Raw genomic sequence first — 12,365 nt, 5'->3', positions numbered from 1 at the left:
GTCATTCCCAACCTTCGAGTACGGGCGCGAGCTTCCCGAACGCCGCGCTGAGCGCATCCAGTGCCTCCCCGATGCGCCAGGCCGACCGGTCGCGCGGCCCCACCGCGTTCGACACGGCGCGGATCTCCAGCACCGGCACGCCGTGCAGCGCGGCCGCCTCGGCGACGCCGAAGCCCTCCATCGCCTCCGCGGCGGCCTGCGGATGGCGGGCGCGCAGTTCGTCGGCCCGGGCGGCGGAACCGGTCACGGTGGAGACGGTCAGCACGGTGCCGGTCACCGCGCCGGTGGCGTCCGCGACGGCCCGTACGAGAGCGGCGGGCGGCCGGTGCTCCACGGTGCCGAAGCCGAGGGCGGTCACCGGGACGTAGCCGTCGGGGGTCTCGGCGCCCAGATCGGCCGCGACGATCGCGTCGGCGACGACCACGGACTCGGGCGGGGCGACGAGCCGGAACCCGCCGCCGATCCCGGCCGAGATCACGAGGCCGTACGGGCGAGCGGCCAGCGCGGTCGCGGCTCCTGCGGCGGCGGCCGCCGGGCCCACCCCGGCAGCGATGACATCGACCGCGAAACCGGGGCCGAACGCGCGCGTGACCGCGTCCCGCTCGGCGGGTACCGCGGTCACGACGAGAACACGCATCAGGTGTTCCTCCTGGTCAGGAGGGTGGTCAGGAGGTCTTCTCCAGCTTGAAGTGCCAGATGCCGGTGAGCTTCTTGCCCTTGGTCTCGACGATGCTGACCTGCGCCTCGTCGGGGCTCGGGGCGCCCGGCTGCTGCTGTTGCTGGGCGGCGAAGAAGGCACTGCCCGGGATGGAGCGGTACGACTTCTTGTACGGCTCCTGCTCGGCCTGCTGGCCGTTGATGAAGAGCGTCCAGCCCTCGTCGGCGATCTCGGGGTCGACGCCGAAGCGGACCTTGTCGTCCATCGAGACCTTGACGGTCTTCTCGGCCTTCTTGTTCAGGCAGCCCTGGAGCAGGGATTCCTTGATCGCGGAGCCGTCGTTGTAGCACGAGGCCTCGGTGTGCACCGAATCCGTGCCGACCGTCACGGTCGCGAGCGGCGTCGGCTTGTCGCCGCAGGCGGACAGGACGAGGAGCCCGGCCGACACGGCGCCGATGACAGCGGTGGTGCGGCGGGCCTTACCAGAGAGGAGCGCAACGGTCATGGGGCGAAGGCTATCGCCCGGCGCACCTCACGCCGCGCGGGGGTGCGGCGTGCCGCGCCGGGGAGCGTGCAGGAGGCCCCGTACGGACAGTGCCGCGCCCGTCGCGAGAAGGCCCGCTGCGACGCCCATGCCCAGCGAGCCGTTGAGCGGCAGGGCGATTCCGATGGCTCCGCCCGCCACCCACGCCATTTGGAGCAGCGTCTCCGACCTGGCGAACGCGGACGTCCGTACCTGCTCGGGCACGTCCCGCTGGATCAGGGCGTCCAGCGACAGCTTGGCCAGGGCCTGGGCCAGGCCGGCGGTCGCGCCGAGCACCGCGACCATCAGCCCGCCGAAGACCACCGCCGCGCCGATGGCCACGCACAGCGTCAGCCCCAGCACCGTCGCGATGATCTTCTCGGGGCCGCGGGACTTGAGCCACGCCCCCACGGCCGTACCGAGGGCGTTGCCCACCCCCGCCGCGACGGCGACGATCCCCAGCGACACGGCGGCGCTCTGCCCGCCGAGCGGGTCGTCGCGCAGCAGGAACGCCAGGAAGAAGATCAGGAAACCGGACAGGCCGCGAATCGCCGCATTGGCCTGGAGGCCGTGCAGTACGGAAGGCCCGACGGTCCGCAGGCCGGGCTTGCGGTGCTGCAGGTGGCCGTGCTCCAGGCCGTGCTCCAGCAGCATGGCCTTCCGCTCGCCCTTCGCGGAGTCGACCTTGTGCGGCAGCGTGAACGCCAGGAACGCGCCGACGGTGAACAGCGCGCACGCCCCGTACAGCGGCCACTGAGGCCCGATCGCCTGCAGACCCGCCCCTACCGGAGCGGCCAGGCCCGTCGCCAGCAGACCGGCCAGGGTCACCCGCGAGTTCGCCTTTACGAGGGAGAACTTGGGCGGGAGGAGGCGTGGGACGACGGCGCTGCGTACGACTCCGTACGCCTTCGAAGACACCAGCACGCCCAGCGCCGCCGGATACAGCTCCAGATCGCCCGTCGCCACCGCGCCGGACATCGCGACCGCCAGCATCGAGCGGGCCAGCATCGCACCCGCCATGGCCGCCCGGCGGCCGTGCGGAATGCGGTCGAAGAGCGGGCCGATCACCGGGGCGAGGATCGTGAAGGGGGCCATGGTGACCGCCAGATAGAGCGCTACGCGGCCGCGTGCCTCGTCCGTGGGGACGGAGAAGAAGACCGTGGAGGCGAGCGCGATGGTGATCATCATGTCGCCGGCGCCGTTCACGGCGTGCAGCTCGATCAGCTTGCCGAGACCGGACTCGCCCGCTCCGTGGGCGTGGGTGGCGCGGCGGATGCCCTTGGCCGTACCGGTGAACGGCAAGTGCAGGGCGCGGCCGACCGCACGGCCCGCTCTGCGGAGTGGACCGGATCCGTCGGACGGCTTTGCGGCAACCACGTCGTCATAGTGCCCCAAGCCCCCCGGAGGCGAACCGGAAACGGGGCCCGGTGGGGCCGGTCGGCGAGTCGTTTTTCCGTACGTCCGGCGTTCGTCTCCTTCGCCAGGACATTCCGGCCGCTCTCGATCTTTCGGCGTGCTTTCCACACGCTTTCCCTGCTTTACGGGGCCTCACGCGGGCTTGCGCGCCCCTTCCTCACGTCCGAAGTCCGGCAAAGGAGGCGTGCAGGTGGGCCCGGGGCGGCAGAGGGGGTAGCGTGCGTAGCGCGCCACCGGCGGTTGTCCTCGGCCGCGCGCCTCTCCGTCATCCCGCAGAATGGGTGACAGAAAGTGCGCCCGAGACCGAGACAGGTCGGGCGCGGACGTCGACGCGGCCCTCCGGTCCGCTCCGCCCGCAGCTCGCACCTCGTATCTCGTACTCGTACGGGCATCCGTTGGCGCACCCGTGAGACGGCGTAGGAGAGAAGCGAGACCTGTGAGTGCTGCGACGACGCGAAGCCGAACCCCTGACCGCCTGTGCGCCGAGGCGGTAGACCTTGCCCGCGAGGCGGCCGAGGAGGCCGCCTTCCCCGGGGTGGTCGGCGAGCATGTCTCCCTCTTCGCGGAGGGTGACCGGGTCGTCACGCACCTTTTCGAGTGCAAGGAACCCGGTTACCGGGGCTGGCGCTGGGCGGTGACGGTCGCCCGCGCGTCGCGGGCCAAGCTGGTCACGGTCGACGAGACGGTTCTGCTGCCGGGACCCGATTCACTGCTGGCACCCGAATGGGTGCCGTGGAGCGAGCGGTTGCGCCCCGGCGACATGGGGCCGGGCGACCTCCTTCCCACTGAGGCGGACGATCTGCGCCTGGAGCCCGGCTACACGGGCGAGGACATGCCGCCACCGGACTCCGCGGTCTCGGAGGAGATGGCCGAGCTCGTCGAGGCGGAGGACGCGGAAGTCACGGACGGCCCGCCGGCCGCGCTGCCGCTGGTGCCTTCGCGCGGTTCGATCGCGGCGGTCGCCGAAGAGCTGGGGATGCGGCGTGCGCGGGTCCTGTCGCGGTACGGGCTGCACATCGCGGCCGACCGCTGGGACGAGTCGTACGGCGCGAAGACCCCCATGGCGCAGGCTGCGCCGGCCACGTGCGTGACGTGCGCGTTCCTGGTGCCGTTGGCGGGGTCGCTGCGGCAGGCGTTCGGTGTGTGCGCGAACGAATTCTCGCCCGCGGACGGGCATGTGGTGTCCCTGGCGTACGGCTGCGGGGGCCACTCCGAGGCCGCGGTCATGCCGAAGCCGCTGCGGCCGGCGCCGCCGGTGCTGGATTCGATGGGGACGGACGCGTTTCCGCTGAGGCCGGATCCGGAGGGCGGATCAGTGCCGACGACGACGGACGAGCCGACGGAGGAGCTCGGCCACTCCTGAGGCGGTGGCCTGACGGCCTCTGGGCGGTGCGGTGCGGCGCTTGCCTGCGGCGCAGTTCCCCTACCCGCCCCTTCCCGGCTGTGACATTTGCGGCTGCCGCCGCGTGGGGGGAAGCCCCAGCCCCCGGATTACCAGCCCCTCCGGCGTTTGAGGAGCGGGGTCTGGGGCGGAGCCCCAGTTCGGGAAGGGGCGGGTAGGGGAAACGCGCCGCAGGCAACCCGCACCGCACGCGCACCGCACCCGCACCGCACGCGCACCGCACCCGCACCGCACCCGCACCGCGCCCCCGTCGCCCGGCGGTGGTGCCCGATTAGGGCGTTTTTTGTCGGGGTGGGGCGCTTGCGTGGCTGAAATCGGGCAGGGGCTGGGAGAGGGAAGTCGCGAGCGGCGGACGTCCGGTCCGGCCTGGCGCCGAGCATCCACCGGCGCACGGTACGTTCGGGCCGCACATCGTGACAGAGCAGAGCGGAGACAAGCGTGAGCGTCAGGGCGACCGACGAGGCCGATCCGTTCGGGACGGCGCGGCTGCGACGTGGGGTGCTCGACGCGTGGACCGCGAGCTCCGCCCGCTTCCGCGAGGACGCCAACGCCGAGGAGGACCTCGCTCTCGGCGGCTACCGCGACCGCCTCGTCGTAGAGCTGGCGCAGAACGCCGCCGACGCCGCCGCCCGCGCCGGAGTGACCGGCCGGCTCCGGCTCACCCTGCACGCGGCCACCGCCGACGCCCCCGCCGTCCTCGCCGCGGCCAACACCGGCGCCCCCCTCGACGCCGCCGGCGTCGAATCGCTCAGCACCCTGCGCGCCTCCGCCAAGCGCGAGGACACGGACAGCGCCGTCGGCCGCTTCGGCGTCGGGTTCGCCGCCGTGCTGGCGGTCAGCGACGAGCCCGCCGTCCTCGGCCGGCACGGCGGCGTCCGCTGGTCCCTGGCCGAAGCCCGGGGCCTGGCGGAGCACGCCGCCCAGGGCGCGCAGAGCGGTGGGCTCGCCGACGAGCTGCGCCGCCGCGACGGGCACGTACCCCTGCTCCGGCTGCCGCTGCCCGCAGAGGGCACCGCGCCCAACGGGTACGACACCGTCGTCGTCCTCCCGCTGCGCGACGGCGGCGCCGTCGACCTCGTCCAGCATCTCCTCGACGGCATCGACGACGCCCTGCTGCTGACCCTGCCGGGGCTGACCGAGGTCGTCGTCGAAACGCCCGACGCCGCAAGGATCTTGACCCGGACCGTGCACGAGGACTACGTGCACATCGACGACACCGCCCGCGGCACCACCCGCTGGCGCACCGTCACCCACACCGGCAACCTCAAGCCCGCCCTCCTCGCCGACCGCCCCGTCGAGGAGCGCCTGCGCCCCCACTGGGCGGTCACCTGGGCCGTCCCCGTGGACCTGGAAGGCGCACCGCAGCAGCCCCGCACGGCTCCCGTCGTACACGCGCCCACGCCGACCGACGAACCCCTCGGCGTCCCCGCCCTGTTGATCGCGTCGCTGCCGCTGGACACCACCCGCCGCCACCCGGCGCCAGGCCCGCTGACCGACTTCCTCGTGCAGCGCGCGGCCGATGCGTACGCCGAACTGCTCGGCGACTGGGAGCCCGTTTCCACCGCCACCGTCGACCTCGTCCCCGGCCCGCTCGGCAAGAGCGAGCTGGACGGGGCGCTGCGCCGGGCGATCACCGACCGGCTGCCGCGCGTCGCGTTCCTCGCCCCGGCCGCGCCGTCCGAGGAACTCACCGCCCTGCGCCCGTTCGAGGCGGAGGTCGTGGAGGGTGCGGGCGCGGACACGGTGCGTGTCATGGCCGAGGTCCTGCCGACGCTGCTGCCCGCAGGGCTGGAGCGCCGCGCCGAGCTGCGCACCCTCGGCGTGGGCCGGCTGCCGCTGGGCGACGCCATCGAGCGCCTCGCGGGCGCCGAGCGCGACCCCGCCTGGTGGCACCGGCTGTACGAGTCGCTGGCCGGCGTGGACCCGGACCGCCTCTCCGGGCTGCCGGTGCCGCTCGCCAGTGGTCGTACGGCGATCGGCCCCCGGCAGGTGCTGCTGCCGCTCGCGGAGGACGGCGGTGACCCGGCGCAGCTCGCCCGCCTCGGCCTGAAGGTGGCCCACCCCGACGCCGCCCACCCCCTCCTCGAAAAGCTCGGCGCACTGCCCGCCACCCCGCGCGCCGTGCTGACCACCCCGCAGGTGCGGCTCGCGGTCGCCGCCTCGATGGACGACGGCGGGATGTGGGACGAGGACGCGCCCGACGCCGAGGAGCTGGCGGAAACGGTTCTGGCGCTCGTACGGGACGCCGAGCTTTCGCCGGGCGACGAGCCCTGGCTGGGCGCGCTCGCCCTTCCCGACGAGGACGGCGAGCTCTCGCCCGCCGGTGAACTCGTCCTGCCCCACAGCCCGTTCGCGCACATCATGCGCCAGGACGAGCTCGCGCTGTGCGACGCGGATCTTGCCGCCCGCTGGGGCGAGCAGCCGCTCACCGCCTGCGGTGTCCTGGCCAACTTCGCGCTCGTACGGACGACGGACGTCGTACTCGACCCCGACGAACTGGAGCCGCGCGAGGGTGACTTCGCCGAGCCCGACGACGTCGGCCTGCTGGACGCCGTGGACGTGTGGTGCGAGGACATCCTCGACCAGCTGCCGGAAACGCCCGTGCCGCCGGTCGCCACCGAGATCGTCGCCGTACGCGACCTGGACCTGGTGGACGACGACGCCTGGCCGCAGGCCCTCGCGCTGCTCGCCCAGCCCCCGCTGCGGGACGCGCTGACCCAGCCCGTGCGCGTACTGCTGCCGGACGGCACGACGCAGTCCGTACGCCCGTACACCGCATGGTGGCTGCGCGACCACCCCGTCCTCGACGGGCGCCGCCCCGCGGGCCTCAGGTCGGCGGGCGGCGATCCGCTGCTCGACGGGCTGTACGCGTCCGTGGACGCGACCGGCTTCGAGGACGAGCAGGTCCTGCGGGCCCTGGGCGTACGGACCTCCGTGGCCGCACTCCTCGACGAGCCGGGCGGCGCGGCCGAGCTCCTGGGCCGCCTCGCGGACCCCGACCGCACGGTCAGTGCACGTCAACTGCACGGCCTGTACGGCGCTTTGGCGTTCCTCGACCCCGACCAGGTGACCCTCCCCGACGAGCTGCGCGCGGTCGTGGACGGCGAGGTACGGGTCGTCGACGCGGCGGACGCGGTGATCGCCGACGCCCCCGACCTGCTGCCGCTCACGACGGGCCTGCCGCTGCTACCGGTGGCCCCCTCCAGGGCCGGCTTCCTCGCGGAGCTCTTCCAGGTGCGCCGCCTGAGCGAGTCGGCCGAGGCGGCGGTGACGTCGGAGGGCGTGGAGCGGGAGGTTCCGGAAGCGGTACGGGTCCTGCTCGGCGCCGAAACCCCCGACACGTACATCGAACACGAAGAGCTCCTCGCGGGCGGCGTCGAACTCGACTGGCGCCGCACCCCCGACGGCGTGGTCCACGCGGCCACCCTGGAGGGCGTGGCGGCGGGTCTTGCCTGGTCGGCGGGCCAGTGGCCTCGTCGCTTCGAGGTGGCTGCGCTGATCGAAGACCCGTCGCGGACGGAAGAATTGGCTCGGGACCGCTGGTTCGACTGATTTATTGTTTACGAACTCTCCGCGCGCTCCTTACACTCCGTTCGACACTCAAAGATCCTGCCGGGGGGAGACGCGGCGGATCGCATACATGTGGGGACATACATGCGCATACGTGCCACTGTGGCTGCCGTTTCCGGCGCCCTGGCTCTTTCCGCCTTCGTCGTCCCGGCCGCCCAGGCCGAGGACACCTCGAAGTCGGGCAACCTGTCGGCCTTCGCCGGTCAGGCACCCGCTGACGAGATCGTCGGCGACACCCAGATCACCAATGTCGTCGTCAACGGTGGCAAGGACATCGTTCTCGGCACCACGGCCACCAAGACCTTCACCGTCTCGGTGACCGCGACGGACCCGTCCGGTATCGCGGACGCGTACGTCGACCTCTGGCACGGCGCTTCGGTCGACGACCCGGACGGCTTGTTCCTCTCGAACGAGTTCTTGAACGACGAGCCGGTCACTTGCACGGCGTCCAGCGCCACGACGTCGACCTGCAAGCTGACCTTCACGGTCGACCCGCAGATCGACCTGTACAAGAACTCGCTCGCCGGCACGTGGAAGGTCACGGCCGCGGCTGCCGGCAAGGACGGCGACTACATGTGGAAGGACGCGTACAAGACGCACCGCGTCCAGCGCTTCTCGAAGCTGACGGTCAACGCTTCTCCCGAGCCGGTCGTCAAGGGCAAGACCATCACGGTCACGGGCAAGCTGTCCCGTGCCAACTGGGAGACCTCCACCTACGCGGGCTACTCCGCCCAGCCGGTGAAGCTCCAGTTCCGCAAGGCCGGCACCAGCACGTACACCACCGTCAAGACGGTGAACACGAACAGCACCGGCAACCTGTCGACCACCGTCACGGCGGCGTCCGACGGTTACTGGCGCTACTCGTTCGCGGGTACGTCGACCACCCCCGCGGTCTCCGCGGCCGGTGACTACGTCGACGTCCAGTAAGCACTGAACCCCCGTTCGCGGGGGCAAGCGGCGGCCGCCCCCGAGCCACATCGGCTCAAGGCGGCCGCCGTCGCACGTGACTCAGCATCACTGAGCATTCCAAGATGCCGCCGGGGGGAAACACGGCGGTATCGCATCAATTCGTGGGGAAATCATGCGCATTCGTACCACTGTGGCTGCCGTTTCCGGCGCCCTGGCTCTTTCCGCCTTCGTCGTCCCGGCCGCCCAGGCCACCTACGAGCCGAAGCCGGCGCCCGACCGGGCTGCGGCCCTCGCCGCTCAGGTGCCGGCGGACGAAATCGACGGCGACACCCGGATCACGAAGGTGGTCGTCAACGGCGGCAAGGCGCTCTCGCTCGGCACCACGGCGAAGAAGACCATCACCGCCGAGGTCACCGCCACCGACCCCGAGGGCATCTACGAGATCCACTCGTTCCTGTGGAACGGCGCCGGCGAGGACATCGACAACGCCGTCGGCTTCTTCGGTCCGACCAGCCCGACCGGCACCTGCACCGAGGTCAGCGCGACGACGTCCAAGTGCAAGTACAGCATCGTGATTGACCCGGCGCTCATGGAGAACAAGACCGCCGGCACCTGGAAGCTGTGGGTCTCGGCCATCGGTGCCGACGGTGACTCCCACACCGACAGCGTCGCCGGTACGACGAAGATCCTGCGCGCTTCGACGCTGTCGGCCAACGCCTCTCCGGAGCCGGTCGTGCAGGGCAAGCCCATCACGGTCACGGGCAAGCTGGCCCGCGCCAACTGGGACACCGACGTCTACGCGGGCTACACCGCGCAGCCGGTGAAGCTCCAGTTCCGCAAGGCCGGCACCAGCACGTACAGCACCGTCAAGACGGTGAACACGAACAGCACCGGCAACCTGAAGACCACCGTCACAGCCGCCTCGGACGGCTACTGGCGCTGGGCCTTCGCCGGTACGTCGACGACCGCCCCGGTCACGGCCACCGGCGACTACGTCGACGTGCGCTAAGCACCGGAAGCAGGAATCCCGCTACGCGGGGAAGCGGCGGCCGACCCAGCGCCACACCAGCTCCAGGGCGGCCGCCGCCACCGCCGACACCCCCACCGCCGTCCACGGCAGCATCGTGCCCATCAGTCTCAGCGCGAAGAAGTCCTGCAGCCACGGGACGACGAGCACGAGCACGAAGCAGAGGCTCATCACGGCCACCAGGCCGACGCGCCACCAGGTGTACGGGCGGGCGATGATCGCCAGGACCCAGAGGGACACCAGGAAGAGCGTGAGCGTCGCCACGCTCGTCTCGGCGGACAGGGCGTCCGGGCCCGTGTAGTGCGACCGGGCCAGCAGGTACGTACAGAAGGTCGCGGATGCGGCGATGATGCCGCTCGGGATCGAGTACCGCATCACCCTGCGTACGAAGTGCGGCTGGGCGCGTTCCTTGTTGGGCGCCAGCGCCAGGAAGAACGCCGGGACGCCGATCGTCAGGGTGGACAGCAGCGTCAAGTGGCGTGGCAGGAACGGGTACTCGATCTGTGAGCAGACCACCAGAATGGCCAGCAGCACGGAGTACACCGTCTTCGTGAGGAAGAGGGTGGCGACCCGGGTGATGTTGCCGATGACCCGGCGGCCCTCGGCGACCACCGACGGCAGCGTCGCGAAGCTGTTGTTGAGCAGGACGATCTGCGCCACGGCCCGCGTCGCCTCCGACCCGGAGCCCATCGCGACGCCGATGTCCGCGTCCTTGAGCGCGAGTACGTCGTTGACGCCGTCGCCCGTCATCGCGACCGTATGGCCCTTCGACTGGAGCGCCGCGACCATTTCGCGCTTCTGCTGCGGGTTGACCCGCCCGAAGACCGCGCCCGCGTCCATCGCGTCCGCCATCTCGGCCCGGTCGGCGGGCAGGGTGCGGGCGTCGACGGTGGCAGCGGCGCCCGGCATGTCGAGCTTGGCCGCCACCGCGCCCACCGACACCGCGTTGTCACCGGAGAGGACCTTCGTGGCGACGTTCTGGTCGGCGAAGTACTGGAGGGTGTCGGCGGCATCGGGACGCAGCCGCTGTTCGAGGACGACCAGGGCGGTGGCGCTGGAGCCGTCCGTGATGTGCGGGTCGTCCAGGTCCCTGCAGATACGGGTGAGCAGCAGGACGCGCAGGCCCTGCCGGTTGAGCAGGTCGATCTCGTCGAGGTACGGATCACCGTGCGGCAGCAGCACATCGGGTGCGCCGAGCAGCCAGCTGCTGCTGCGGCCTTCGCCCTCGCTGAAGCTGGCGCCGCTGTACTTGCGGGCGGAGGAGAAGGGCAGCGCCTCGGTGCAGTGCCAGGAGGCGCCGTCCGGGTAGGCCTCCTTGATCGCCAGGAGGCTGGCGTTGGGCCGGGGGTCGGACTCGCCCAGTGCGCCGAGCACGGTCCGTACGTAGGCCTCGTCGGCTCCCGAGCCGTTCAGCAGCCGCACTTCGGTGACGTCCATGCCGCCCTCGGTGAGCGTGCCCGTCTTGTCCAGGCACACCACGTCGACCCGCGCGAGGCCCTCGATCGCGGGCAGCTCCTGCACGAGGCACTGCCTGCGGCCGAGCCGGATCACGCCGACCGCGAAAGCCACCGAGGTCAGCAGCACCAGGCCCTCGGGGATCATCGGGACGATGCCGCCGGCGGTGCGCGCGACCGAGTTCCTGAAGTCGGTGTCCTTGACGACCAGCTGGCTGATGATGAGGCCGATCGCCGTCGGCACCATCAGCCACGTCACGAACTTGAGGATCTGGTTGATGCCGTTGCGCAGCTCGGAGTGGACGAGCGTGAAGCGCGACGCCTCCTCGGCGAGCTGTGTGGCGTACGCCTCGCGGCCGACCTTGGTCGCGGTGAAGGCGCCGCCGCCCGCGACGACGAAGCTGCCGGACATGACCTGGTCGCCGGGCTGTTTGAACACCGGGTCGGCCTCGCCGGTGAGGAGCGACTCGTCGACCTCCAGGCTGTCGGTCTCGACGACCTCGCCGTCGACGACGGCCTTGTCGCCGGGACCCAGCTCGACCAGGTCGCCGAGGACGATCTCGGAGGTGGACACCTCGGCGGACGTCCCGTTGCGGCGGACCTTCGGTCTGGCCTCGCCGATGACGGCGAGGCCGTCGAGGGTCTTCTTGGCGCGCAGTTCCTGGACGATTCCGATGCCGGTGTTGGCGACGATCACGAAGCCGAAGAGGCCGTCCTGGATCGGCGCGACGAAGAGCATGATCACCCAGAGGACGCCGATGATGGCATTGAAGCGGGTGAAGACGTTGGCCCTGATGATCTCCGTGGCGGAACGCGAACTGCGCACCGGTACGTCGTTGACCTCACCGCGCGCCACCCGCTCGGCGACCTCGGACGTACTGAGCCCGGGCGCTCTGCGGGCGGTCTGCGGCAATGACATGGGGTGTACAGGATCGAGCTCGGAGCCCGCGTCGATCTCTGCCCGCTGGGTCATGTTTTCGACGGTACGGCGAGATGTGCTGCTTTACCCGTCGAGTGACCCGGAATCAGGGGTCGATCTGGCCGCCTCGGCCGCCGCCTCCGCCTTCGCGCGCTTGATCGCCGCGTCGCGCCCGTGCACGTACCAAATGCCGATCAGTCCGAGTCCGGCGCCGGCCAGGCAGGTCCATACCCACCACGCCCGGCCGCGGTCGTCGAACCAGCCGTAGAAGGGGAGCTGCACCAGGAAGAGGACGAACCACAGGATCGTGCCGCCGACGATGGTGGCGACCACGGGCCCCTCAAGGGGCTCGGGTGCCTCGTGCTTGGGGGTCCACTTCGCCATGCGGTCAGTCTAGGTGGCGAAAGGCGGGGTCTACGCGCGGAGATGGACGCCCTCTCGTTCATGTGTTCATACTGAAACGGTTTGGCCTTGGCCCGTTTTCTTC

At 71.4% G+C, this 12,365-nt stretch carries 9 protein-coding genes; 4 read left to right on the top strand and 5 right to left on the bottom strand.

The window, feature by feature from the left end:
* Window position 1 precedes the first annotated feature (1 nt).
* From PXH83_RS12590 to PXH83_RS12580, 3 genes are read right to left on the bottom strand one after another with little or no spacing between them, the layout of a single operon-like run.
* Window positions 2-637, bottom strand: coding sequence for a futalosine hydrolase (locus PXH83_RS12590; protein ID WP_274559892.1), 636 nt, complete (start codon window positions 635-637; stop codon window positions 2-4).
* Between the two features lie 28 nt (window positions 638-665).
* Window positions 666-1,163 (bottom strand): DUF2771 domain-containing protein, encoded by a 498-nt coding sequence (locus PXH83_RS12585; protein WP_274559890.1) that lies wholly within the window; start codon window positions 1,161-1,163, stop codon window positions 666-668.
* Between the two features lie 27 nt (window positions 1,164-1,190).
* The gene (locus tag PXH83_RS12580) at window positions 1,191-2,558 is read right to left on the bottom strand and encodes an MFS transporter (RefSeq protein WP_274559888.1); all 1,368 of its coding nucleotides are present in this window, start codon (window positions 2,556-2,558) and stop codon (window positions 1,191-1,193) included.
* 475 nt (window positions 2,559-3,033) lie between these two features.
* Here PXH83_RS12580 and PXH83_RS12575 point away from each other — a divergent pair, with 475 nt between their 5' ends.
* The 4 genes from PXH83_RS12575 to PXH83_RS12560 all read left to right on the top strand — a co-directional run bounded on the left by PXH83_RS12575 (window position 3,034) and on the right by PXH83_RS12560 (window position 9,487).
* The gene (locus PXH83_RS12575; RefSeq protein WP_274559886.1) at window positions 3,034-3,960 is read left to right on the top strand and encodes a DUF3027 domain-containing protein; all 927 of its coding nucleotides are present in this window, start codon (window positions 3,034-3,036) and stop codon (window positions 3,958-3,960) included.
* Between the two features lie 477 nt (window positions 3,961-4,437).
* The gene (locus tag PXH83_RS12570; RefSeq protein ID WP_274559884.1) at window positions 4,438-7,551 is read left to right on the top strand and encodes a sacsin N-terminal ATP-binding-like domain-containing protein; all 3,114 of its coding nucleotides are present in this window, start codon (window positions 4,438-4,440) and stop codon (window positions 7,549-7,551) included.
* Between the two features lie 102 nt (window positions 7,552-7,653).
* Window positions 7,654-8,496 (top strand): DUF5707 domain-containing protein, encoded by an 843-nt coding sequence (locus tag PXH83_RS12565; RefSeq protein WP_274559882.1) that lies wholly within the window; start codon window positions 7,654-7,656, stop codon window positions 8,494-8,496.
* Between the two features lie 154 nt (window positions 8,497-8,650).
* Window positions 8,651-9,487: a calcium-binding protein gene (locus tag PXH83_RS12560; protein WP_274559880.1), complete on the top strand. Its 837-nt coding sequence runs from the start codon at window positions 8,651-8,653 to the stop codon at window positions 9,485-9,487.
* Between the two features lie 21 nt (window positions 9,488-9,508).
* Here the strand turns inward: PXH83_RS12560 and PXH83_RS12555 are convergent, their stop codons facing one another.
* Both PXH83_RS12555 and PXH83_RS12550 read right to left on the bottom strand, forming a co-directional pair.
* Window positions 9,509-11,932: an HAD-IC family P-type ATPase gene (locus tag PXH83_RS12555; RefSeq protein ID WP_420803154.1), complete on the bottom strand. Its 2,424-nt coding sequence runs from the start codon at window positions 11,930-11,932 to the stop codon at window positions 9,509-9,511.
* A gap of 30 nt (window positions 11,933-11,962) precedes the next feature.
* Window positions 11,963-12,262, bottom strand: a complete 300-nt coding sequence (locus PXH83_RS12550; RefSeq protein ID WP_274559878.1) for a DUF2530 domain-containing protein — start codon at window positions 12,260-12,262, stop codon at window positions 11,963-11,965.
* Window positions 12,263-12,365 lie beyond the last annotated feature (103 nt).

It is taken from the genome of Streptomyces spiramyceticus (assembly GCF_028807635.1).
In the GTDB taxonomy this organism is placed as follows: Bacteria; Actinomycetota; Actinomycetes; order Streptomycetales; family Streptomycetaceae; genus Streptomyces; species Streptomyces spiramyceticus.
The sequence above is the reverse complement of the archived record's forward strand: the minus strand, read 5'-3'. Positions and strand labels throughout refer to the sequence as shown.